Source organism: Trinickia acidisoli (genome assembly GCF_017315725.1).
GTDB lineage: Bacteria > Pseudomonadota > Gammaproteobacteria > Burkholderiales > Burkholderiaceae > Trinickia > Trinickia acidisoli.
The window spans coordinates 3,551,140-3,575,168 of the sequence record NZ_JAFLRG010000001.1; the positions used below are offsets into that span (position 1 = coordinate 3,551,140).

Consider the following 24,029-nt stretch of genomic DNA (forward strand, 5'->3'; position numbering starts at 1 on the left):
CGTGGCCGTAGGTCCTGCAGGCTAGTCGGCCTCTCCGAGAATCTCTCCGAACCCGTTCTGGCACAGCTTGAGCATGTCGTCAGGATCGATCCTGCGGTCCGTAGGGATCGTCACCGCTTCACGGATGATGTCGTTCACGTCAGTGAATAGCGCTTTGACGCCCGCGCGAACGGATTTGCGTTGTGCATCCGTGAGGGTGCCATCGAGGCTCTTCCAGATCGGGACGAGGTCATCTTCGATAGCACCGTTGAAGATGTACATCGCATCGTAGATGTAGAGCACATCCTGGGCGCGCTTTTCCCGGATCCGATCATCACGGATCAGCAGCTTCTGGACCATGAAACTCACGGGGTTCGGGATGCGCAGGTCGGCCACGGCCTCGCCGAGGCCGGAATCCGCAGCGGGGATCGTCACGAGCCAAGGCTCATGCAACAGCACTTCAAGGTGACGCAGCTTCTGGGCGACGACGCCGGCGTTGGCAACGGTCGCGTCCGGCTCGCGCTCCGTCCTCGACTTGTTGCGCCGCCAGCCGCTGCCCGTCAGCGGCGTAAGGAATTCAGCGTAGAACCCGTTGGCTTGCTCGCCGAGCGTGTAACGCATCGCGGGGGGCCGGAAACCACCCGCGAAATTCGGCTCCTCCTTGAACCCCGCGCCCTCGAGCGCTTTCTTGATATCGCCTTCGAGTGGCTCCCGTTCGGCGTAGGCTACATCGGCGTCCTGCGTGAAGACCGCCGCGTAGTCGGGCTTGTAGGCGCGTGCCTCATATTGGTAGAGCCGGTAAGCCCAGCCGCCAACGAACACGATCCTGGGGCGCCAGGGTTCCAGAGTCGTCGCGAGTTTGCTGAATTCGACGAGGTCGCTCACGCACTGTCTCCAATCACGTTTGCGAGAATGCCGTGTTCAAGCTCGGCGGCCTGCTCGGCGCCGCGCGCCGGGTGAGCCGAGACATCGAGCCAAGTCTGGAGGATGTCCGTGACCGCTATGCCGTCGCGGAAGACCACGCCCCGCTGTAGCGTTTGCGGGAAGCTGGGCTGCTGCAGGATCAGATCGGGGCGCTCACCTTCCCGGGCGCGACGCAGCGGACGCCAGTCCTCGGCTGCCATCAGGTTGGGAACCCAGACGGTAGCCGGCACGCCCTGAACATGCCCATAGCCGAGCGCTTTGGCGGCGGCGAAAAGACCAAGAAAGCCAGTCTCCTTTGTTAGGAGCTTTCGAAGCTGCTCGTCGGGTGCCGCCGGCGACAGGAACTTCATCGGAAGCGCGAGCGCCGGCTTCCGGTACTCAGCCTTCCAACGCTCCGCGAGCTGGCGACGTCGCACGATGGTGAGGAAGGTTGTGGACTCGAGAAAACCCTCCGCTTTCAGAGCATTGAGCAGCCGGGTAGCCGTCATTGTAGAGACGCCGGCGACGCGCGCCAGGTCGGTCGCCGTGCGGTAGCGCACGGGATCGGCGGCGATCAGATCCTGGCGCTTGATGTCGACCGTCAGCAGAAGCTTGAGCATCCACTGGAAGCGATCCGTGAACACTAGGCGCGGCGGGGTGCTGTGACTAGCCCGGTGCGAACTGGTCGACGCGTCGGGGCGCTCAAAAAGATGCAGCCCCGGAAATTGGACATACTGGGTTCCGTCCATGGAAAGAACAGCGAACGGCTCTCCGTCGCCGTACTCCTGATGGAAATCTACCAGGCGTTCGACGAGAGACCGCGAGGCACTCCGAACCCAGATCAGTACGGCGGGCCGGACGTGGTACTTCCTCGCGCGCGCGCGCGCCTCGAGCAGCGCCTGCGCAAAGAGTGCTGTGACGCGATCAGTTCGCCCTTCATTGAACGACTTTAGGACCGTGTGGTAGGTTTGACCGTGCTCGCTAGACAGGCGGATGTCCTCGGGATGATCCGACCCCGCAGCTACTTCCATCCTCCATCCGGTGTCCTCGAACAAATCGCGGAAGGCGTACAAGCCGCGCCCCTCGGGCAATGTGTGTAGGAGTGGGTCCATATCGCGCTCACGTGGCCACGTGAAATCACATGGCCGATTGAAATCACATGGCCATGTTATGCCTCTGCTGAACGGCCCGCAATAGCCGGTAGATCTAGGGTTTTTTTCACATCCATTTGAGCAGTTAAATACACCCAAATGGTCGATACACTAAAATGAGCATTTGTTGACACTCAAATGGGAGAATCGCCATGCCTTCGATCGACCACGTCGGTACCCACGGACTTGGTGCTCAGGAGTATGACGTCGAGCTTTTCGACATGCTCGATCCGAGCGAGCAAAGACGCCTGATTAAGGAAGGCATGGCGCCTGAGATCCTTGAGCGCCTCGCCAGGGATGTACTGTGCATGTCCGTGCTCGGGCTCGTAAAAAGCCTGGATCTTGCACCCTCAACTCTGCAACGCCGCATCAAGGCCGACAAACACGACCCCAACCGCCGTTTGTCACCCGCAGAGTCCGACCGCGTCGCGCGCGTGCTGATCATCCTCAAGTCTGCGCGAGAGTTCTTCGGCAACCGGGAACTGGCGGTGGAATGGATGAAGCGGCCGCTTGTACAACTGAACCTCGATCGCCCGCTCGACGTCCTCGACACGCAGCCGGGATACGATCGCGTGAAGGACATCCTGCTGCGCGCGAGTGAGGGAGTCTCGGCGTGAACCTTCACATGCTAGTGTCAGACCGGGACGGCCGGAGTCGCGGCTACCTTGACGGGATGGGAGCGGCACTCGCCGGAGGGCGCTGGAGCCCGCGCGGCAAGCGTGCCATCTACACGTCCTGCCGCGCATCGACCACCCTGCTCGAGTTGCTGGTGCACACGGGCGGCATGCTGCCAGCTACCGGGCGCCTGTACCTTGTCACGCTGGAGATCCCCGACGACTGCTACGAGAGCGCGTACGCGCCCGCGCCGCCCCCCGGATGGGGAGAACTAGCGCGCGACCCACGCGCGACGGTCGCCATTGGCGAGCAATGGCTGGCAACGCAGGAGCAGCTCGCGATGCGCGTGCCGTCCGCGCTCAGCCCGCTCGACTTCAACGTCCTGCTGAACCCGCTCCACGAAGACATAGCGACCGTTGAGGTCGTGTCGAAAGTGCCATTCCTGATCGACCCGAACGCTTTTGGCGGACGGCGCCGAACCAGTATAGCCGCGCCGATCCTTTAACCGCACATCGTTATCTGATTGCAAATCTGCCCGTCGGAGCGGGGCAACCTCACGCTTTCATTTCCGGGGCGCATCTTTGGCCGGTAGCCCCCGGATTCGACCGGTCGTAAGGATTTCCTGAATTTGCCGTAAGGATGCAGGGAAGCGTCAGAAAAAAATAAAGTATTACCATTTCAGACCGTAATACGGTTCGTCGTCGCGAGACTCACCACCGCGAAGGATCGAATGAACGCAACCCGTGTTTCGGAGATTGAATGAAAGTCGCAAACCTTTCCATTGCCCGGAAGCTTTATACGGCCTTCGGCATCGTTATCGCCGTGCTCGTGATCCTGGGCGTTACGTTCTATTCGTTCTTCTCGTCGGTGACGAGCGCGAACGACTTGAATATCCACACGTATCAGGTCATCGGTGAAACGCGCTTGTTGACGGAAAGCATGCTCAATATGGAAACGGGCCTGCGCGGCTATGCGATCGTCGGTGACGACGCGATGCTGGGGCCGTACCGCGCCGGAACGGACTCGTTCAAGCAGCATCTGGCGACGATCAGGAATCTCACGAGCGACGAGCCGCAGCAACAGGAGCGGCTGCGCAAGCTCGAAACCCAAGAGTCGCAATGGGTATCGAGCTTCGCCGACAATCTGCTCGCGAAGCGCAAGTCGGTATTGTCGGTCAGCATGACGATGGATCAGTTCGTCGACGCGTTCAAGGGCGACACGGGCGAAGCGCAGATGGCTGCGATGCGTGCGACGCTGGCGGAGATCGTGGGCAGCGAATTGTCGTTGCTTTCGGTGCGCGCGGTCGAGGTCGATTCGCTGCAGATGAAGACCAAGGTCGTACTGATCGGCGGCACGCTGCTGGCGATTGCGCTCTCGCTCGTTTTCGCTACGTGGATTTCCCGGCTCATCGCGTCGCCGCTGCGTGATGCCGTGACGCATGCCGAAGCGATTGCGGCGGGCGACCTGACGCGCACGATCACCTCCCGGACGACGGATGAAGTGGGTGCCTTGATGCGCGCGTTCTCCGGCATGCAGGGAAAGCTCGCCTCGGTCATTTCCGCCATCAAGACGTCGACCGACTCGATCACCGTGGCCGCGGGCGAAGTACGGGCCGGCAACGCCGATTTGTCCTCCCGCACGGAGCAGCAGGCCGCATCGCTCGAAGAGACGGCATCGAGCATGGAAGAGCTGACGGCGACGGTGAAGCAGAACGCCGACAACGCCCGCCAGGCGAGCGCTCTTGCTTCGAACGCCTCCGAAGTCGCGGACAAGGGCAACGACGCAGTGGGGCGCGTGGTCACGACGATGAGCGGCATCAACGATAGCTCGAGCAAGATCGGAGAGATCACCGGCATCATCGAAGGCATTGCGTTCCAGACGAATATCCTCGCGCTGAACGCTGCCGTCGAAGCCGCGCGCGCGGGCGAGCAAGGCAGAGGCTTCGCCGTCGTCGCCAGCGAAGTGCGCAGTCTCGCGCAGCGCTCGTCGGCAGCGGCCAAGGAAATCAAGGAGCTCATCGGCGCATCGATCGACAAAATTCGCGGCGGCATGACGGAAGTCGAAGAGGCCGGACGGACGATGTCGGAAGTGACGGTCGCCATCGGCCGTGTGACCGGCATCATGGGCGAGATCGCCGCGGCCTCGGACGAACAGAGCCGAGGCATCGAGCAGGTCAATCAAGCCATCACGCAGATGGACCAAGTGACCCAGCAAAACGCCTCGCTCGTCGAACAAGCCGCTGCCGCTGCGCAGTCGCTCGAAGATCAGGGCCAGGAACTCGGGCGGGCAGTTTCGACTTTCCGCATCGCGACGAGCGGGACTGTTTTCGCATCCGCGAGACCCTAGGCACATAAAAAAACCCCGCACAAAGGCGGGGTTGATGTTTTCGTTCTTGGCTCTTGCGAGACGTCAAAACGGAATATCGTCATCCATATCATCGAGCCCGCCACCGCCCGCAGGCTGGCTCGGCCGGCTAGCACCGCCGCCGCCGCTACGCGCCCCGCCGCCCGCTGCACGCCCACCGCCACGCGACTCCGAAGGCTCACGGCTATAACCGCCATCGTCACCGCCGCCCATACCGCCGCCGCCCGCGCCACCGCGGCCGCCAAGCATCTGCATTTGATCGGCGACGATTTCCGTCGAATAACGATCCTGCCCGTCCTGCCCTTGCCACTTGCGCGTACGCAAGCGTCCTTCGATGTAAACCGACGAACCCTTTTTCAGATATTCGCCGGCGATCTCCGCCAGGCGTCCAAAGAACGCGATGCGATGCCACTCCGTCGCTTCCTTGAATTCACCCGATGCCTTGTCCTTGTAGCGATCCGTCGTAGCGAGCCGGATGTTGGCGATCGCATCGCCGCTCGGCAGGTAACGAATTTCGGGATCGGCGCCGAGATTGCCGACGAGGATGACCTTGTTTACGGATGCCATGAGTATCTCCAGTTAATCCATTGCGCAGCCGCGCCCGGTGCCCGAGCAAGCGGCGCGCGACGCCTCGATGCGCGTCAAACCTTACGCGGCGCCTTCATATTGGCGGCGATTATAAGCCAGGCCAACACGAGCCCCGAACACGTAAAAAACACCGCGTTTTGGCCCACCGACTTCATCAGCCAACCGCCCCCGACGCCGCCAAGCGCCAGGCCGATCGACTGCGTCGTGTTATAGACGCCCGCAGCCGCGCCCTTGCGCGTGCCGGGCGCCAGCTTCGACACGAGCGAAGGCTGCGACGCCTCGAGGATGTTGAAGCCGAGAAAGTAGACGAACAAAATCGCGGCCACGGACAAGATCCTATGCGGTGCCATGCCGAGGAACAACTGGCCGATCAGGATAAGCGCGATGGCCCCGCACAGCACGGGCTTCATCTTGCCCCGCTTTTCCGCCGCGATGATGGCTGGCACCATCATGACGAACGACAAGCCCATGACGGGCAAATACACTTCCCAATGCGACGCGACAGGCAAACCGCCCGCAACCAGTATGCGCGGCACGACGAGAAACAGCGCCGTTTGCGTCGCATGCAGCACGAGCACGCCGAAATTGAGCCGCAGCAGCTCGACGTTGTGCAGCACTTCGGCGAACGGCGCGCGTACGTGCACGGGCTTGGGCGCATCGGGCACGATCCAAAATACGACGCCGACGGCGACGAGCGACAGCACGCCGACGAGCGCGAACAAGCCGTTCATCCCGACCCACTCGTATACGATCGGTGCGCCGATGATCGCAACGGCGAACGAGATGCCGATGCTGCCGCCCACCATCGCCATCGCCTTGGTGCGATGCTCGTCGGCCGTCAAATCGGCAATGAACGCGATGATGGCCGAGGACACGGCCCCCATCCCCTGAATGACGCGGCCGACGATGATCCAGGTCATGTCGTGCGCCATCGCCGCGACGAAGCTGCCGATCGCAAAAATGATCAGCCCCGTCGCGATGACGGGCTTGCGGCCCAGCTTGTCGGAGGCCCATCCGTAAAAGATGTAGAGCATCGACTGCGTCACGCCGTAGGCGCCGAGCGCAATGCCGACGAGCAACACGTTCTCGCCGCCCGGAATCGTCTTCGCGTAGACGGTGAAGACGGGCATGATCATGAACAGGCCGAGCATGCGCAGCGCGAAGATGCCGGCAAGCGACACTGTGGCGCGCAACTCGGGCGCACTCATACGCGAGGTAGGAACGGACGGATTGGACATCGAAGCGAGCTAGGGGGAACCGAAGCGGCGTCGTTCGAGCGCCTCCCATCCCGCGAGGGATTTTTCGGGGGCCGAGAACGTAACGAGCATAGGGCTCATTCTTTCCCGCGCGCTGTAAGGGTGCCGTAACGGCAGTTTGGAAAAGTCGTTATAGTAGCAGGTTTGGCCCCCCCTCTCCCCAGGTTCATGGAACAGATTCGCATCCGTGGGGCGCGCACCCACAACCTGAAGAACGTCAATCTCGACCTGCCTCGCCACCAGTTGATCGTGATCACCGGCTTGTCCGGATCGGGCAAGTCGTCGCTGGCGTTCGACACCCTTTATGCCGAGGGTCAGCGTCGATACGTGGAGAGTTTGTCGGCCTACGCGCGCCAGTTCCTGCAATTGATGGAGAAGCCCGACGTCGATCTGATCGAGGGGCTCTCGCCCGCCATCTCGATCGAACAAAAGGCCACGTCGCACAATCCGCGCTCGACGGTCGGCACCGTCACCGAAATCCATGACTACCTGCGGTTGCTCTACGCGCGCGTGGGCACGCCGTACTGCCCCGAGCACGAGATCGCGCTCGAAGCCCAAAGCGTCTCGCAGATGGTCGATGCCGCGCTCGCGCTGCCCGAGGAAACGAAGCTGATGATCCTCGCGCCCGTCGTGGCAAACCGCAAGGGCGAGCACGCCGAGCTGTTCGAGCAGATGCAGGCGCAAGGGTTCATCCGGTTCCGTATCCGCTCGGGAGGCGGCACGGCCAACGAAGGCACGGCGCAAATCTATGACGTCGAATCGCTGCCGAAGCTGAAAAAGAACGACAAACACTCGATCGACGTCGTCGTCGATCGCTTGAAAGTGCGCGCCGATATGAAGCAGCGCCTGGCCGAATCGTTCGAAACGGCGCTGCGCCTCGCCGACGGCCGCGCGATCGCGCTCGAAATGGATGCCGGCAGGGAGCACCTGTTCAGCTCGAAGTTCGCGTGTCCGATCTGCTCGTACTCGTTGCCCGAACTCGAGCCGCGCCTGTTCTCGTTCAACAATCCGATGGGCGCCTGCCCCGACTGCGACGGCTTGGGCCAGATCACGTTCTTCGACCCGAAGCGCGTCGTCGCACACCCGTCGCTCTCGCTCGCCGCCGGCGCCGTCAAGGGCTGGGACCGCCGCAATCAGTTCTACTTCCAGATGCTGCAAAGCCTCGCGGCCTATTACGAGTTCGAGATCGATACGCCGTTCGAGGAGTTGCCCGAGAAGGTCCGCAAGCTGATCCTGTTCGGTTCGGGCAAAGAACAGATCCCGTTCTCGTACATCAACGAGCGCGGCCGCGCGACGGTGCGCGAGCATGTCTTCGAAGGGATCATCCCGAATCTCGAGCGTCGCTACCGCGAGACCGATTCCGCGGCCGTGCGCGAAGAGCTCGCGAAATACCAGAACAATCAGGCGTGCCCGTCGTGCGACGGCACGCGGCTGCGCCGCGAAGCGCGTTTCGTGCGTCTCGGCATGGACGGCGACGCGCGCGCGATCTACGAAGTGAGCGGCTGGCCGCTGCGCGATGCGCTCGGCTATTTTCAAACGCTCAAGCTCGAAGGCGCCAAACGCGAAATCGGCGAGAAAGTCGTCAAGGAAATCGTCGCGCGCCTCATGTTCCTCAACAACGTCGGGCTCGACTACCTGTCGCTCGAGCGCAGCGCCGATACGCTCTCGGGCGGGGAAGCCCAGCGCATTCGTCTCGCCTCGCAGATCGGCTCCGGCCTGACGGGCGTCATGTACGTGCTCGACGAACCCTCGATCGGCCTGCATCAGCGCGACAACGACCGCCTCATCGCGACGCTCAAGCATCTGCGCGATCTCGGCAACTCGGTCATCGTCGTCGAGCACGACGAGGACATGATCCGCATGGCCGATTACGTCGTCGACATGGGGCCGGGCGCCGGCGTGCACGGCGGCATGATCATCGCCGAAGGCACGCCCGACCAGGTACAGACCGATCCGGCCTCGCTGACCGGCCAATACCTGGCCGGCGAGCGCCGCATCGAGTTTCCGGACGAGCGCAAGGAGCCAGACGAGCGGTGCCTGCGCATCGTCGAGGCGCACGGCAACAACCTGAAACGCGTTACGCTCGATCTACCCGTCGGGCTGCTCACTTGCGTGACGGGCGTATCGGGCTCGGGCAAATCCACGCTCATCAACGACACGCTCTATCACGCCGTCGCCCAGCACCTGTACGGCTCATCGGCCGAACCCGCGCCCTACGAGCAGATCGAAGGGCTCGAGCATTTCGACAAGGTCATCAACGTCGACCAATCGCCGATCGGCCGCACGCCGCGCTCGAATCCGGCCACTTACACGGGCCTATTCACGCCGATCCGCGAGCTGTTCGCGGGCGTGCCGTCCTCGAAGGAGCGCGGGTACGATCCGGGCCGCTTCTCATTCAACGTCAAGGGCGGGCGCTGCGAAGCCTGCCAAGGCGACGGCGTGCTGAAGGTCGAAATGCATTTTCTGCCGGACGTCTACGTGCCGTGCGACGTCTGCCACGGCAAGCGCTACAACCGCGAAACGCTCGAGGTGCAGTACAAAGGCAAGAACATCAGCGAGGTGCTCGACATGACGGTCGAACATGCGTATGAGTTCTTCAACGCCGTGCCCGTCATCGCGCGTAAGCTCAAGACGCTGCTCGACGTCGGTCTCGGCTACATTCGGCTCGGCCAGTCGGCCACCACGCTTTCGGGCGGCGAGGCCCAGCGCGTCAAGCTTTCGCTCGAGCTGTCCAAGCGCGATACGGGCCGCACGCTCTACATTCTCGACGAGCCCACGACGGGCCTGCACTTTCACGACATCGCGCTGCTGCTGGAAGTCATCCACCGGTTGCGCGATCATGGCAATACCGTGGTCATCATCGAGCATAATCTCGATGTGATCAAAACCGCCGACTGGGTGATCGATCTCGGTCCCGAAGGCGGCGCGGGCGGCGGACAGATCATCGCCCAAGGTAAGCCCGAGCAGATCGCGAAATCGAAGGCGAGCTTTACCGGGCGCTATCTCGCACCGCTGCTCGAGCGCCGCTGATCGCGGCGAACGATCGCGGCTCGGCACACGGTTCGATGCCGGGCCGCCCGACACCGGTTGGAGACCAAGAACACATGGCTAAGCGCAACGAGGCCCCCGAAGACGCCCGCATCAGAGAGGTCGGCGGACGTCCCGTGCGGCTCACGAGCGACATGAGCTTGCCGAAGCTATCTGCCGTCGAGATCGGCAGCTACCTGCTCGCCGTCTTCGGCATGTGGGCAGTCCTGAATTTCAAGCTGCTCGGGGCGCTGCTGGGCGGCATGCTCGTCTATCAACTCGTGCACACGATCGCGCCCGGCATCGCTCGCCACATGTCGGGGCAGCGCGCGCGCTGGGTGGCCGTCGTCGTCATTGCGGGCGTGGTCGTCGGGGGCTTGGCCGGTATCTCGATCGGCATCGTCGAGCACTTCGAGCACACGGTGCCGAACATCCAAAACCTGCTCGATCAGGTGATGCAGATCGTCGATCAAGCGCGCATGCGCTCGCCCGGATGGCTCTCGGCCATGTTGCCCGGCGACGTCTCGCAGATGAAGGAAAAGGCGGGCATGCTCATGCACGCGCACATGGGGCAATTGCAGCAAGGCGGCAAGAATGTCGCACGCGGCTTCGGGCACGTGCTGTTCGGCATGATCATCGGCGCGATGATCGCGATCACGAGCGAGCGCCACGTGCAGCGCCTACCGCTCTCGACAGCGCTCGCCGCGCGCGCCTCGCGTTTCGCCGACGCATTCAGGCGCATCGTCTTCGCCCAGGTGAAGATTTCGACGATCAACGCCGTGTTCACGGCCTTGTACCTGCTCGTCGCGCTACCGGTCTTTCATCAGCGGCTACCGCTGTCGAAAACGCTCGTGCTCATCACGTTCATCGCCGGCCTGTTGCCCGTCATCGGCAATCTGCTCTCGAATACGCTGATCGTCGCGGTCTCGCTGGCGGTGAGCCTGCCGACGGCGATCTCCTCGCTCGTCTTCCTCGTGCTGGTTCACAAGTTCGAATACTTCTTGAACGCGAGGATCGTCGGCGGACAAATCGAAGCGCGCGCCTGGGAACTGCTGCTCGCCATGCTCGTCATGGAAGCTGCGGCCGGCGTGCCGGGGCTCATCGCCGCCCCGATCTTCTACGCGTATATCAAGCGCGAACTCATCTACCTGCGCTTGATTTAGCCCGCAGCGCCGGGCCGTGCGCGGCCGTCAACGGAAGACGACCGTCTTCGTTCCGTTCAACACGATCCGGTGCTCGACGTGCCACTTCACCGCGCGCGCGAGCGTCACGCATTCGACGTCGCGGCCGATCGCGGTGAGCTGATCGGGCGTCATGCTGTGATCGACGCGCTCCACTTCCTGCTCGATGATCGGGCCTTCGTCGAGATCGGTCGTGACGTAGTGCGCCGTCGCGCCGATCAGCTTCACACCGCGATCGAATGCCTGGTAGTAAGGCTTCGCGCCCTTGAAGCTGGGCAGGAACGAATGATGGATGTTGATCGCGCGGCCCGCCAGATGCTCGCATAAATTCGGCGACAAGATCTGCATATAGCGGGCAAGCACGATAAGGTCGGCTTCGTGCTGATCGATCACTTCGAGCACGCGCGCTTCTTGCGCGGCCTTGGCGCGCGCCGTCGATTCCGTCAGCGGGAAATGATGGAACGGAATGTCATAGCTCGCGGCCAGTTGATAAAAATCCTTGTGGTTCGAGATGATGGCGGGAATCTCGATCGGCAATTGCCCCGTGCGATAGCGGAACAACAAATCGTTCAAGCAATGGCCGATCTTCGACACCATGATGACGACCTTCGGCTTGAGCGCCGCATCGTGGATTTCCCAGCGCATCGAAAACTCGCCGGCCAGCGTCGAAAACGCCTCACGCAGCGCTTCGAGCCCCGGATCGCCGCCCACTTGCTGGAAATGCACGCGCATGAAGAACTCGCCCGTATGGCTATCGCCGAACTGCGCGGAATCGAGAATGTTGGCGCCGCGATCGAAGAGGAATCCCGATACCGCGTGAACGATGCCGGGCCGATCGGGGCATGACAGTTTCAAGATGAAGCTATGGTGGGTCGACATAGGACCGATGAACTCCTGTGTTTGATTCGCGCCGCTCAGCGCATGACGAGCGGTGCAGCGAAAAGCGATTCGATGCCGGCGCATGCGTCGTCGTCGATCCAACGACGGCGCAGCATGCAGTCGAGCGTCGCCAGGCTCGCGTCGACCGTCATCTCGCCGTCTTCGATCCAGCGTGCGACCTCGTCGATGCGCGCGAGCCGATGCTCGCCGACTTCGCCGTCCTGGTTGCGCGGCGCAAAATCCTCGGGCAACGGCAAGTCGTAGACGAAAACCTGCTCGGCCTGCGTCCCCTCGGGCAACGACTGCAGCACGTGCACGGTGCGCCCCGGTTCGGCCTTGGCGGCAAGATCGGCCTCGATGCCCGCCTCTTCCCAACATTCCTTGGCGATCGTTTCCTCGATCGAAAAGCCCCAGCCGATGCCGCCGGCGACGACGTTGTCGAGCATGCCCGGATCGGTCGCCTTCGTTTCGCTGCGACGCGCGATCCAAAGCCGCGGCGCGCGATCGGCGTATTTTACGATGCCGTTCAGATGCACCGCGTAGGTCATCGTGCCGAAAAAGCGAGAGGCAGCACGTTCGATAAAGGCGAGCGGCGCGCCGTCGAAGGCGTTGCGAATCGCGTAGGTCTCGTCGCGCCAGCCCTCGATGCGTCCCTGTCCTGCCAGCGCGCCGATGACGGCGGCGAGCGCGGCGGACCGGCTATTGGCGTCGGCATCGAAGCGCGCCGCGAGTGCAACGCCCGCTGCATCGATCTCGAATACGTCGGGCCAATGCGCGAGCAACGGCACGTCGCTTTCGCGAATCCAGCCGACTTGCTCCGCAGCCATGAAAAACGGCCGATGCGCAAGCGCATCGAAGCGGCGCGCACGGGTGATGCAAGGCAAACTCATAGCGCTCCTCAGCGGCAGTCCGACTCGTCAGTCGCGCAGCGCCACGCGCAGCCCGAGCGCGATGAACGTCGCGCCCGCGAGCCGGTCGAGCCAAACGCCAACGCGCGGACGACGCTTGAGCCAAGCGCCGAGCGTCCCGGCAAATAAACCGAACAAGGAAAAGATCGCGAGCGTTTGCAGCATGAAGACGAGGCCGAGTTCGATCATCTGCACGGCGACGCGCTGCGTGCCGCTCGGATCGACGAACTGAGGCAGGAAGACGACGAAGAACAGCGTCACCTTCGGGTTCATCATGTTGCCGAGCACGCTCTGTCGAAAAACGGCCGACAGCGGTTGCGGCGGCCGGTCGTGGGCACTCGCCAAGCCGCGGCTCGTGAGCGCCTTGATGCCGATCCAGATCAAGTAAAGGCCACCGGCGATCTTGACGATCTCGAACGCGAGCGGCGACGAACGCAGCAGCGCCGCCACGCCGAACGCCGCGAGCGTCGTATGAAACGTCAAGCCCGCGGCAAAGCCGAGCGCGGCGACGAGGCCCGCGGCGCGGCCTTGCGAGATGCCGCGCGCGAGCACCTGCAAGTTGTCGGGACCGGGCGCGACCGTGATCGCCACGGAGGCGGCAAGGAAAAGCGGAAGGTTCGGCATGGTTCAGTGGCCTGCGAATTCGGTCACCGTGTAAAGCGGCAGGCCGCTCTCGCGCAGCAGCTTCGAGCCGCCGAGATCGGGCAGATCGACGATCGCCGCGCCTTCGACGACGACGGCGCCAAGCCGTTCGAGCAGATTCTTGCCGGCCATCATCGTGCCGCCCGTCGCAATCAGATCGTCGACGATGACGACGCGCTCGCCGGCTCCGCAGGCGTCTTCGTGAATTTCGACGGTGGCCGTGCCGTATTCGAGCGCATACGATTCCGACACGGTCTTATAGGGCAGCTTGCCGATCTTGCGAATGGGAATGAAGCCGATGTTCAGCTCGTAGGCGACGATCGGCGCGATGATGAAGCCGCGCGCGTCGAGCCCCGCTACGTAGTCGAGCTTCGCCTCGACATAGCGCTCGATGAAGAGATCGATCAGCACCCGCAGCGTCTTGGGCCGCTGCAGCAGCGGCGTGATGTCGCGAAACTGCACGCCGGGCAGCGGCCAATCGGGAATCGTGCGAATTTGGCTCTTGATGAACGCGGCGGCATCGTGAGGCGCGTCCGCGGGCGCATTGAACATGGAATTCTCCGCTGGCAGTGGTTCGCCCGCCGTGGCGAGCGAGTCGTGTTATGGATGATGGGTATGGGGCGGGCCGTATCAGGCAGCCTCAAACGGCCGGCACGCCGGCGCGGCGGTTGCGCAGCAAGCGCTCCTCGGCAAGCGCAAGCGCTTCGGGCAGCCCGCGCAGCACGAGGATGTCGGCTTCCCGCAGCTTCGTCTCGCGGCCCGGTTCGACGCCGCGAATGCCGTGGCGTCGAATCGCCGTGACTTCGACGCCCATGGAGGCGAGCCCGAGTTCTTCGAGCGTGCGTCCGACAGCGTCGGCGTTACCGTCGACCGCCACCGATTGTAGCCGCACCTGGTCGTGCCCGTCGTCGTCGCCCGGATCGTCGGCGCCGTGGAAGTAACCGCGCAGCAGGCTGTAGCGTGCGTCGCGCATTTCCTCCACGCGCCGCACGACACGCCTCATCGGCACGCCCATCAACACGAGCGTGTGCGAAGCGAGCATGAGGCTGCCCTCGACGATCTCGGGAATGACCTCGGTCGCGCCCGCCGCCAGCAGCTTTTCCAGATCGGCATCGTCGACGGTGCGAACGATGATGGGCAACGCCGGCTCGAGCTCGTGCACGTTGTGCAGCACACGCAATGCCGAAGGCGTGTTCGCGTACGTCACGGCCACGGCCGCGGCGCGATGGATGCCGGCCGACACGAGCGACTCGCGCCGCGCCGCGTCGCCGAACACGACCGATTCGCCCGCGGCGGCCGCGGCGCTCACGCGATCGGGGTCGAGATCGAGCGCGACGTAGGAAAGCCCTTCGTGCTCGAGCATCCGCGCGAGATTCTGTCCGGCACGGCCATAGCCGCAGATGATGACGTGGGCATTTTGCCGCAGGCTTTGCGTCGCGATGCGCGTCATCTGCAGCGACTGCTGCATCCATTCCGTCGACGAGAGCCGCAGGACGATGCGGTCGGCGTTTTGAATCAAGAACGGCGCGGCGAGCATCGACAGCAGCATGGCCGCGAGAATCGCCTGTAGCATCGTCGCGCCGACGAGGTGCTTATTCAGAATCAAGTTCAGCAGCACGAAGCCGAACTCGCCCGCCTGCGCAAGGCCGAGGCCCGTGCGCATCGCAACGCCCGGCGTCGCGCCGAACAGCCGCGCGAGCCCGGTGATCATGACGATCTTGAGCAGGACCGGCGCGATCAGGAATGCGAGCACGAGCAGCGGATGCGCGACGAGCACGCGCGGATCGAGCAACATGCCCGTCGTCACGAAGAACAGGCCGAGCAGCACGTCGCGAAACGGCTTGATGTCCTCTTCCACTTGATGTCGATACGGCGTCTCGGCGATCAGCATGCCCGCGATGAACGCGCCGAGCGCGAGCGAAAGCCCGAATTTATCGGTGATGAACGCGGCGCCGAGCGTGACGAGCAGCAGGTTCAGCACGAACAGTTCCTGCGAGCGCCGCCGCGCGACGACGTCGAACCAACGCGTCATGAAGCGCTGACCGACGAACAGCAGCAGCGAGAGCGCGACGACGATCTTGAGCGCCGCGATGCCGAGCGTCTTCACCAGATCGTGCGAATCGCCGCCGAGCGCGGCGATGATAATAAGCAGCGGCACGACGGCCAGATCCTGAAACAGCAGCACGCCGAAGATGTTGCGCCCGTGCTCGGTTTCTATCTCGAGCCGCTCGGCCAGCATCTTGCTGACGATGGCGGTGGAGGACATCGCGAGCGCGCCGCCGAGCGCGATGCTGCCTTGCCAGGTGACGTGCATCCAGCGCTCCAGGAGCAGCCCCACCAGCACGGCGACACCCACGGTGCCGATCACTTGCAGCAAGCCGAGCCCGAACACGAGCGAGCGCATCGCACGCAGCTTCGCGAGCGAGAACTCCAGGCCGATCGAGAACATGAGGAAGACGACGCCGAACTCCGCCAGGTTCTGCGCGCGCGCCGAATCGGGCGCAAGACCGAGCGCGTGCGGCCCGACGACGATGCCGACCGTCAAGTAGCCAAGCATCGGCGGCAGATTCAACGAACGGAACAATACGACGCCCACCACTGACGCGAGCAGCAGGAAAAGCGTCATCTCGAGCGGAGAAATCACGTGTTGCGCGTCCTCGTTCGTCAGCGGAACGCACGGACGCGCCAAGCGCGCCGCGCATTCGGTTTCAACAGCCTGGAGCGGCTAGGGCCCAAGGGCCGCCCGGCGCGGCGAACAACGCCTTTGCTATACTCCGGCGAATGATAGCGAAAATCAATGGCGACCGGGCACTGGCGCTCGCCCGGGAAGTCCTCGACATCGAAGCCGACGCCGTCCGCGGGCTTCGAGATCAAGTCGACGAGCGCTTCGTCGCCGCGGTCGACTTTCTTCTGAGCTGCCGCGGCCGCGTCGTCGTATCCGGCATCGGCAAATCCGGCCACATCGCTCGCAAGCTTGCCGCCACGCTCGCCAGCACGGGCACGCCCGCGTTTTTCGTGCACCCGGCGGAAGCGAGCCACGGCGATCTGGGCATGGTCACGCAGGACGACGTCTTCGTCGCGCTCTCCAATTCCGGCGAATCGGAAGAGCTCGTCGCGATCCTGCCGCTCGTCAAACGCCTCGGCGCGAAGCTGATCGCGATGACGGGCCGTCCCGAATCGACGCTCGCCCAACTTGCCGACGTCCACTTGAACGCCGGCGTACGAAAGGAAGCGTGTCCGCTCGAGCTCGCCCCGACGGCCAGCACGACGGCGGCGCTTGCGCTCGGCGACGCGCTGGCCATGGCCGTGCTCGACGCACGCGGCTTCGGCGCCGACGATTTCGCGCGCTCGCACCCGGGCGGGGCGCTCGGGCGCCGGCTGCTCACCTACGTGCGCGACGTCATGCGCACCGGCGATCAGTTGCCACAGGTGGACACGCGCGCGACGGTGCGCGATGCGCTGTTCCAATTGACGGCCAAGCGCATGGGCATGACGGCGATCGTCGATAACGACGGCCGCGTGCAAGGGATCTTCACCGACGGCGACCTGCGCCGCGTGCTCGAACGCGCGGGCGATTTCCGGGATTTACCGATCGTCGACGTCATGACGCGCTCGCCGCGCACGCTCGGCGCCGATCAGCTCGCCGTCGAAGCCGTCGAATCGATGGAACGCCACCGCATCAATCAAATGCTCGTCGTCGACGCCCACGGCAAGCTGATCGGTGCGCTCAACATGCACGACCTTTTTTCGAAAAAGGTGATCTGATGGCCGCCGCGCCCCTTACGGCAAGCGAACGCGCGAGCCGCGTCAAGCTGATGATTTTCGACATCGACGGCGTGCTGACCGACGGCGGTTTGATGTTCACGGCTCAAGGCGATTACATGAAGTCGTTCAACTCGTTGGACGGCCACGGCCTGAAGCTGCTCGGCGAAGCGGGCATTCAAACGGCGATCATCACGGGCCGCCGCTCCGACATCGTGCTCGTGCGGGCGCAGGAAATGCACATCACGCACCTGTATCAGGGCGTCTCCGACAAGATCGAGGCGTTCGCCCAACTGATGCGCGAAGCCAACGTCACGGCCGAGCAATGCGGCTACATGGGCGACGACTGGCCCGACCTCGGCGTGATGACGCGTTGCGGTTTCGCCGCGGCGCCGGCCAACGCGCACCCCGAGGTGATCGCCCGTGCGCATTGGGTGGCCGAGGCCCGCGGCGGGCAAGGCGCGGCACGCGAAGTCTGCGACGCGATTCTGCGCGCCCAGCACCGCTACGACGCGCTGCTCGCCCAGGCGTGCGGCGCCCGGCGCGCATGAACGCCTCGCGCGTCACGTCGCTGCTTTCGTTGATCGCCATGGCGGCGCTCGCGGGCGGCACCTATTGGCTGCTGCAAGCGACGCGGCCGCCGCCGGCGCGCGACGAGGGCGGCCCCAAGACTCACACGCCCGATTACTTCGCCGATCACTTTTCCGTCTCCGAACTCGATCAGTCCGGCACGACGCAATACCGCCTGACGGCAATCAAGATGGTGCACTACGAGGACGACGAGAACAGCGACCTCACGCAACCGGCGATCCGGGCCTTCCAGCCGGACAAGCCGATCGTGACGGCCACGGGCGAGCGCGGCACGATCAACGGCGACGCCTCGATCGTCGATTTGTACGACAATGCGCGCATCGTACGCGCCGCGGGCGCCGGCGACCCCGAAATGCAGGCCGACTCGTCGCACTTTCGCGTGTTCGTGAACGACGATGTGATCGAGTCGAAAAACCCGGTTAAACTTCGGCGCAGCCTGTCCGTCGCGACGGCGAACGCCATGACCTACAACAATGTTACCCGTGTGATGCAGCTTTTCGGCAATGTCCGAGGCAACATCGCAGCTTCGGACATGTCGGGGGCCGGCAGCTCTGGCGCCGGTTCGAAGTAACCGGGTCCCATCCTTTCGTAGCGTGACTGCATGAACGAATCGTTCTCTCTTAACGAACGCCGGCCGGCGCGCGCCGGCCTCGCCGCGATGCTCGCCGTGCTCGCTTGCCTCGCGCTCGGGCCGGTCGCCCACGCCGAGCAGGCGGACAAGGACAAGCCGATGAACATCGAGGCCGACAACATGACCTACGACGATCTGAAGCAGGTCACCGTGTTTACCGGCCACGTCGTCGCGACAAAGGGCACGATTCTGATCAAAGCCGACCGCGTGGACGTGCGCCAGGACCCGCAAGGCTACCAATACGCGACCGGCACGATGGACCCGAACAGCAAGGATCTGGCCTATTTCCGTCAAAAGCGCGAGGGCGTGGACGAATACATCCAGGGCACCGCCGAACGGATCGACTACGATGGCAAGAAAGATCTGACGACGCTCACCACGAATGCGACGGTGAACCGCCTGCAAGGGCTCACGACGGTGATGGACACGGTGCACGGCAGCGTCGTCACGTACGATGGCCAGAACGACTTCTACACGGCGCGCGCGGGCAAGGACGTGGCCGGGCCCGGCAACCCGAGCGGACGCGTGCGCGCGATGCTTTCGCCGCGCAACGGCGGCCCCGCACCTTTGACCGGCGGGCCGGCCAAGCTTGCGCCCGCGTCGGCGATCCAAGGAAACGCAACGCAGTGAATACGCTATCCACCTCCGCCGCGCAGACGAGCGCGGCGCCGCTCACGGACGAGCGAACCGGCGCGGTGAGCTCGCTCGTCGTGCGCAACTTGAAGAAGCGCTACGGCTCGCGCACCGTCGTCAAAGATGTCTCGCTAGATGTCAAGAGCGGCGAGGTGGTGGGTCTGCTGGGGCCGAACGGCGCGGGCAAGACCACGTCGTTCTACATGATCGTCGGCTTGGTGCCGCTCGAGGCCGGCGAAATCCTCCTCGACGGCAAGTCGATCAGCCTGCTGCCGATCCACAAGCGCGCGGCGCTCGGCCTGTCGTACCTGCCGCAGGAAGCTTCGGTATTTCGCAAACTGACGGTCGAGGAAAACATCCGCGCCGTGCTCGAATTGCAGCACGACGAAGACGGCAAACGGCTGGGGAAATCCGTGATCGAGGCACGCACCGAAGCGTTGCTCGACGAGTTGCAGGTTTCGCATCTGCGGGAAAACCCGGCTTTGTCTCTGTCGGGTGGCGAGCGCCGCCGTGTCGAGATCGCACGCGCACTGGCGACGAATCCGAGTTTCATTCTGCTCGACGAACCGTTTGCCGGCGTCGACCCGATCGCGGTGCTCGAGATCCAAAAGATCGTCAAATTCCTCAAGCAGCGCAATATCGGCGTCTTGATTACCGATCACAACGTGCGCGAGACGCTCGGCATCTGCGATCACGCCTACATCATCAGCGACGGCTCCGTGCTCGCCGCGGGGGCGCCGCACGAAATCGTCGAGAACGAGAGCGTCCGCCGCGTCTATCTCGGCGAACACTTCCGCATGTAAGGTCCGGATCGCCGGACCAGCATTTTTTACGCAATCGGCGTAAGGGCCGCGGCGCGCCGCCGCACGGCCGCATACCGTGGGGCCGGCCGAGGTTTCCGGCGCGTGGCAAAGTCTCTACAATGAAAGACACATTGCCATGAAAGCCAGTCTCCAACTCCGCCTGTCGCAGCATCTTGCGCTGACCCCACAACTGCAACAGTCGATCCGATTGCTGCAGTTGTCGACGCTCGAACTGCAGCAGGAAGTCGCGATGGCCGTCGCGCAAAATCCGCTGCTCGAATCCGAAGACGAATGGATCGCGAGTCCGCTGCGTGTCGCGTCGGACGGCACCGTGATCGCGCAGGCGCCGACGTCATCCGCCCAAGAGCCGATGAGCGGTGGCGCAGGCACGTCCGAGAGTGCCGAGCGCAGCGAACGCAGTGACGGTGGCGGCACGGACGAATACGGCACGCCCAGCGCAAGCGACGGCGCCGATTCGTCGCAGTGGAATCTCGACGACTACGGCCGCTCGTCGGGCGCATCCGACGACGACGACCTGCCGCCGCTGCAAATTCACGAATCGACGACAACCCTGCGCGATCATCTGATGGCGCAGCTTCGCGTCACGCAAGCGGGCCTGCGCGATCGCGCGCTCGTCACGTTCCTGATCGAATCGTTGGACGACGACGGCTACCTGACGTCCTCGCTGGACGAAGTATTGACCGATTTGCCCGAAGAGCTCGAAGTCGACGTCGACGAACTCGCCGCCGCGCTCGCGCTGCTGCAAAGTTTCGATCCGTCCGGCGTCGGCGCGCGCTCGGCATCCGAATGCCTGAAGCTGCAATTGCTGAGGCTGCCCGGTTCGCCCACGCGCAAGCTCTCGCTCGAGATCGCCGCCAACCATCTCGAACTACTGGCCGCCCGCGACTTCACGCGCTTGCGCAAGCAACTGAAGGCGAGCGACGACGAACTGCGCGACGCGCACGCGATGATCCGCTCGCTCGAGCCGTTTCCGGGCGCAGCGTACGGCAAGGCCGAAGCCGATTACGTGGTACCGGACATCATGGTGAGAAAGACGTCCGGCGGCTGGCAAGCCGAACTCAATCCCGAGGTGGTTCCGCGCTTGCGCATCAACCACCTGTACGCCAACATCCTGCGCAACAACCGCGGCGATCCCGGCAGCGGTTCGCTGCGTCAGCAGTTGCAAGAAGCGCGCTGGCTCATCAAGAACATCCAGCAACGTTTCGAGACGATCCTGCGCGTCGCGCAAGCGATCGTCGAGCGGCAGAAGAACTTCTTCGCGCACGGCGAAATCGCGATGCGCCCCTTGGTTTTGCGGGAAATAGCTGATACGCTGGGCTTGCACGAATCGACGGTATCGCGTGTGACGACCGGCAAGTACATGCTCACCCCATTCGGGACGCTCGAGTTCAAGTACTTCTTCGGGTCGCACGTGTCGACCGATACGGGAGGCGCGGCCTCGTCTACGGCCATTCGCGCGCTCATCAAGCAACTGATAGGAGCAGAAGACTCGAAGACGCCTCTTTCGGACAGCCGCATAGCCGAACTGCTGGCGGAACAAGGATTCGTGGTCGCACGCCGGACGGTTGCCAAATACCGCGAAGCACTGAAGATCCCCGCAGTCAACTTGCGCAAGTCTCTTTAGGCTTTCCGCGTTTTGCGGAGAGCGTTTACCGGCCCTGACGCCATCGGCGGAACCGGCCGGCCGATACGACCCGCCGCTCGTCAGTCACGCGGGGTGATGACTCGAGCGGGCCGCTCCCGACCGGCGCAGCCGCACCGATGGTGCCCAGGCAGCCATTCGTTTGGAGAGCACTATGAATCTGAAGATCAGTGGACACCATCTCGAAGTAACGCCGGCGTTGCGAGAATACGTGATCACCAAGCTCGACAAGGTGCTAAGACATTTCGATCAGGTGATCGATGGCAATGTGGTCCTCTCGGTCGACAACCATAAGGAAAAGGATAAGCGGCAGAAGGTTGAAATCAGCCTTCACTTAAAGGGCAAGGACATCTTCATCGAAAGCGCGAACGGCGATCTGTACGCGGCGATCGACCTCATGGTGGATCGATTGGACCGGCAGGTGGTTCGCCATAAGGGGCGCATCCAAGAACATCAGCACGAGGCGATCAAACATCAGGATGTGCCGCCGGTCGGCGAGCAAGCGCAGCCGTAGAACGGCGGCCGACGCAGAGGCGTCTCACCCCGCGAGAACAGCCGCCCTTGACGGGCGGCTTTTTCATGGCATGTCCGAATATGTCCTCGTTGGCGCGGCGCACCATATGCTTGCGCCCTGTTCTATAATGTGCCGGTTATTGAAGGGGCAGCCGGCCGCGGTAAAGCCCGACCGGAGCCTGGCGGCGTCGGTCCGCCGAGCCGACGCACACGGCCGAAAATCGACAACCAGCCGTTGCCGCGAGGAGCGCCCAGGCGACGCGTTAGCCTGCCAACATGAATCGTTTAGCCAAATTTCTTCCGCTCGAAAACGTCGTCATCGGCCTTTCGGTTACCAGCAAGAAGCGAGTATTCGAGCAAGCGGGCCTGATTTTCGAAAACCAGAACGGAATCGGCCGCAGCGCAGTCACCGACAATCTCTTCGCACGCGAACGGCTCGGCTCCACGGCGCTGGGCGAAGGCGTCGCGATCCCTCACGGGCGCATCAAAGGTCTCAAGCAGCCGCTCGCCGCGTTCGTGCGAGTCGATCAGCCGATCCCGTTCGAAGCGCCGGACGGGCAGCCCGTCTCCCTGCTGATTTTCCTGCTCGTGCCCGAACAGGCCACGCAGCAACACTTGGAAATCCTCTCGGAAATCGCGCAATTGCTGTCCGACCGCGAAGCGCGCGAACGCCTGCACACCGAACAGAATCGCGAAGAGTTGCATCGCCTGCTCACCCAATGGCACCCTTGAGCTTGCCGTAGCGCCCAAGCCTCGTAGCCGGCGCGGCGGCGCGGCGTGTGGCGCGCGCCGTTCATGGGCCTTGGCGGGCAGGCTGGCGCACGTCGTCGCCGCGCGTCGCGGTCAAATAGGAGCAAGGGATTCATGGATACGTCCAGCATCAACGCCCAAAGCATTTTCGACGACAACGCCTCCATGCTCAAACTGAGCTGGCTGACGGGGCACGAAGGCTGGGAGCGCGGCTTTTCCGCCGAAACCGTCGCGAACGCGACGTCGAGCGCCGACCTCGTCGGCCACTTGAACTTGATCCACCCTAACCGGATCCAGGTGCTGGGCGAGGCCGAAGTCAATTACTACCAGCGGCAATCGGACGAAGACCGGTCGCGGCACATGGCCGAGCTCATCGCGCTCGAGCCGCCGTTTCTCGTCGTCGCGGGCGGCGTGGCCGCGCCGCCCGAACTCGTGTTGCGCTGTACGCGCTCGTCGACGCCGCTGTTTACGACCTCGATGTCCCCGGCCGCCGTCATCGATAGCTTGCGCCTTTACATGTCGCGCATTCTCGCGCCGCGCGCGACGCTGCACGGCGTTTTTCTCGACATTCTCGGCATGGGCGTGCTGCTGACCGGCGATTCGGGCCTCGGCAAGAGCGAGCTCGGTCTCGAACTCATTAGCCGCGGGCACGGGCTCGTGGCCGACGATGCCGTCGATTTCGTGCGGCTCGGCCCCGATTTCGTGGAGGGCCGCTGCCCCCCGTTACTCCAGAATCTGCTCGAAGTGCGCGGATTGGGCTTGCTCGACATCAAGACGATCTTCGGTGAAACGGCGGTACGCCGCAAAATGAAGCTCAAGCTCATCGTGCAACTCGTGCGCCGGCCCGACGGCGAGTTCCAGCGCCTACCGCTCGAAAGCCAGACCGTGGACGTGCTTGGGCTGCCGATCAGCAAAGTAACGATCCAAGTGGCCGCGGGCCGCAACCTTGCCGTGCTCGTCGAAGCCGCCGTGCGCAACACCATCCTCCAGTTGCGCGGAATCGACACGCTGCGCGATTTCATGGATCGGCAACGGATCGCGATGCAAGATCCCGATAGCCAATTGCCCGGCAAGCTCATGTAAAGCGTCCCGTCGTCGGGCAGGTTTGCCGCCCCGGCCCGCAATCGCCCGCGATCTTTCCGCAATCGGCCTTTCACCAGCCCCGCGGCGCCCGAATGCAAGTGCTATGA

23 protein-coding genes are annotated in these 24,029 nt (G+C 63.6%); 14 read left to right on the forward strand and 9 right to left on the reverse strand.

The genetic code is table 11. From position 1 onward, the window contains the following. Positions 1–21: 21 nt before the first annotated feature. A complete protein-coding gene (locus J3485_RS16255; protein WP_206954524.1) occupies positions 22–864 on the reverse strand; it encodes a GSU2403 family nucleotidyltransferase fold protein in 843 nt (280 codons plus the stop codon). Then, positions 861–1,955 carry an RpiR family transcriptional regulator gene (locus J3485_RS16260; protein ID WP_242538589.1) on the reverse strand — a complete coding sequence of 365 codons (1,095 nt, stop codon included), beginning with the start codon at positions 1,953–1,955 and terminating at the stop codon, positions 861–863. The genes J3485_RS16255 and J3485_RS16260 overlap by 4 nt, the downstream gene beginning before the upstream one ends. A gap of 230 nt (positions 1,956–2,185) precedes the next feature. Here J3485_RS16260 and J3485_RS16265 point away from each other — a divergent pair, with 230 nt between their 5' ends. The 3 genes from J3485_RS16265 to J3485_RS16275 all read left to right on the forward strand — a co-directional run bounded on the left by J3485_RS16265 (position 2,186) and on the right by J3485_RS16275 (position 4,994). Further along, positions 2,186–2,650, forward strand: a complete 465-nt coding sequence (locus tag J3485_RS16265) for an Xre family toxin-antitoxin system antitoxin (RefSeq protein WP_206954527.1) — start codon at positions 2,186–2,188, stop codon at positions 2,648–2,650. After that, complete coding sequence (locus J3485_RS16270; RefSeq protein ID WP_374192428.1) at positions 2,647–3,153, forward strand: RES family NAD+ phosphorylase; 507 nt, start codon at positions 2,647–2,649, stop codon at positions 3,151–3,153. The genes J3485_RS16265 and J3485_RS16270 overlap by 4 nt, the downstream gene beginning before the upstream one ends. Positions 3,154–3,407: 254 nt before the next feature. Further along, positions 3,408–4,994 (forward strand): methyl-accepting chemotaxis protein, encoded by a 1,587-nt coding sequence (locus tag J3485_RS16275; RefSeq protein ID WP_206954529.1) that lies wholly within the window; start codon positions 3,408–3,410, stop codon positions 4,992–4,994. A gap of 63 nt (positions 4,995–5,057) precedes the next feature. On the opposite strand, the gene J3485_RS16280 is transcribed toward J3485_RS16275, so the two are convergent. Then, entirely contained in the window at positions 5,058–5,579 is a 522-nt protein-coding gene (locus tag J3485_RS16280) for a single-stranded DNA-binding protein (RefSeq protein WP_206954532.1), read from the reverse strand. Positions 5,580–5,653: 74 nt separating this feature from the next. Beyond that, complete coding sequence (locus J3485_RS16285; RefSeq protein ID WP_309477021.1) at positions 5,654–6,838, reverse strand: MFS transporter; 1,185 nt, start codon at positions 6,836–6,838, stop codon at positions 5,654–5,656. A gap of 186 nt (positions 6,839–7,024) precedes the next feature. Here J3485_RS16285 and uvrA point away from each other — a divergent pair, with 186 nt between their 5' ends. Then, entirely contained in the window at positions 7,025–9,886 is a 2,862-nt protein-coding gene (gene uvrA, locus J3485_RS16290) for an excinuclease ABC subunit UvrA (RefSeq protein WP_206954540.1), read from the forward strand. Between the two features lie 74 nt (positions 9,887–9,960). After that, complete coding sequence (locus J3485_RS16295) at positions 9,961–11,046, forward strand: AI-2E family transporter (RefSeq protein ID WP_206954542.1); 1,086 nt, start codon at positions 9,961–9,963, stop codon at positions 11,044–11,046. A 27-nt stretch (positions 11,047–11,073) separates the two neighbouring features. On the opposite strand, the gene purU is transcribed toward J3485_RS16295, so the two are convergent. The 5 genes from purU to J3485_RS16320 all read right to left on the reverse strand — a co-directional run bounded on the left by purU (position 11,074) and on the right by J3485_RS16320 (position 16,137). Next, a complete protein-coding gene (purU, locus tag J3485_RS16300) occupies positions 11,074–11,943 on the reverse strand; it encodes a formyltetrahydrofolate deformylase (RefSeq protein ID WP_206954550.1) in 870 nt (289 codons plus the stop codon). A 35-nt stretch (positions 11,944–11,978) separates the two neighbouring features. Next, complete coding sequence (locus J3485_RS16305) at positions 11,979–12,833, reverse strand: NUDIX hydrolase (protein ID WP_206954552.1); 855 nt, start codon at positions 12,831–12,833, stop codon at positions 11,979–11,981. A 27-nt stretch (positions 12,834–12,860) separates the two neighbouring features. Further along, positions 12,861–13,475 carry a LysE family translocator gene (locus tag J3485_RS16310; RefSeq protein ID WP_206954554.1) on the reverse strand — a complete coding sequence of 205 codons (615 nt, stop codon included), beginning with the start codon at positions 13,473–13,475 and terminating at the stop codon, positions 12,861–12,863. Between the two features lie 3 nt (positions 13,476–13,478). After that, positions 13,479–14,045, reverse strand: coding sequence for an adenine phosphoribosyltransferase (locus tag J3485_RS16315; RefSeq protein ID WP_206954556.1), 567 nt, complete (start codon positions 14,043–14,045; stop codon positions 13,479–13,481). A gap of 88 nt (positions 14,046–14,133) precedes the next feature. Next, positions 14,134–16,137 carry a monovalent cation:proton antiporter family protein gene (locus tag J3485_RS16320; protein WP_206954558.1) on the reverse strand — a complete coding sequence of 668 codons (2,004 nt, stop codon included), beginning with the start codon at positions 16,135–16,137 and terminating at the stop codon, positions 14,134–14,136. Positions 16,138–16,274: 137 nt separating this feature from the next. Here J3485_RS16320 and kdsD point away from each other — a divergent pair, with 137 nt between their 5' ends. The 9 genes from kdsD to hprK all read left to right on the forward strand — a co-directional run bounded on the left by kdsD (position 16,275) and on the right by hprK (position 23,922). Further along, entirely contained in the window at positions 16,275–17,258 is a 984-nt protein-coding gene (gene kdsD / locus J3485_RS16325) for an arabinose 5-phosphate isomerase KdsD (protein ID WP_206954560.1), read from the forward strand. Continuing rightward, positions 17,258–17,806 (forward strand): KdsC family phosphatase, encoded by a 549-nt coding sequence (locus tag J3485_RS16330; RefSeq protein ID WP_206954563.1) that lies wholly within the window; start codon positions 17,258–17,260, stop codon positions 17,804–17,806. Before kdsD ends, J3485_RS16330 begins: the two co-directional genes overlap by 1 nt. After that, complete coding sequence (gene lptC, locus J3485_RS16335) at positions 17,803–18,417, forward strand: LPS export ABC transporter periplasmic protein LptC (RefSeq protein WP_206954565.1); 615 nt, start codon at positions 17,803–17,805, stop codon at positions 18,415–18,417. The genes J3485_RS16330 and lptC overlap by 4 nt, the downstream gene beginning before the upstream one ends. 30 nt (positions 18,418–18,447) lie before the next feature. Further along, a complete protein-coding gene (gene lptA, locus J3485_RS16340) occupies positions 18,448–19,107 on the forward strand; it encodes a lipopolysaccharide transport periplasmic protein LptA (RefSeq protein WP_206954573.1) in 660 nt (219 codons plus the stop codon). Between the two features lie 65 nt (positions 19,108–19,172). Beyond that, positions 19,173–19,913 carry an LPS export ABC transporter ATP-binding protein gene (lptB, locus tag J3485_RS16345; protein WP_206955841.1) on the forward strand — a complete coding sequence of 247 codons (741 nt, stop codon included), beginning with the start codon at positions 19,173–19,175 and terminating at the stop codon, positions 19,911–19,913. A 136-nt stretch (positions 19,914–20,049) separates the two neighbouring features. Then, positions 20,050–21,558 carry an RNA polymerase factor sigma-54 gene (locus tag J3485_RS16350; protein ID WP_206954575.1) on the forward strand — a complete coding sequence of 503 codons (1,509 nt, stop codon included), beginning with the start codon at positions 20,050–20,052 and terminating at the stop codon, positions 21,556–21,558. A 172-nt stretch (positions 21,559–21,730) separates the two neighbouring features. Continuing rightward, the gene (hpf, locus tag J3485_RS16355; RefSeq protein ID WP_206954577.1) at positions 21,731–22,090 is read left to right on the forward strand and encodes a ribosome hibernation-promoting factor, HPF/YfiA family; all 360 of its coding nucleotides are present in this window, start codon (positions 21,731–21,733) and stop codon (positions 22,088–22,090) included. A 275-nt stretch (positions 22,091–22,365) separates the two neighbouring features. Continuing rightward, positions 22,366–22,821: a PTS sugar transporter subunit IIA gene (locus J3485_RS16360; RefSeq protein ID WP_206954579.1), complete on the forward strand. Its 456-nt coding sequence runs from the start codon at positions 22,366–22,368 to the stop codon at positions 22,819–22,821. A gap of 132 nt (positions 22,822–22,953) precedes the next feature. Next, on the forward strand, positions 22,954–23,922 hold the full coding sequence (gene hprK / locus J3485_RS16365; RefSeq protein WP_206954582.1) for an HPr(Ser) kinase/phosphatase: 969 nt from the start codon (positions 22,954–22,956) through the stop codon (positions 23,920–23,922). The last annotated feature ends 107 nt before the right edge of the window (positions 23,923–24,029 follow it).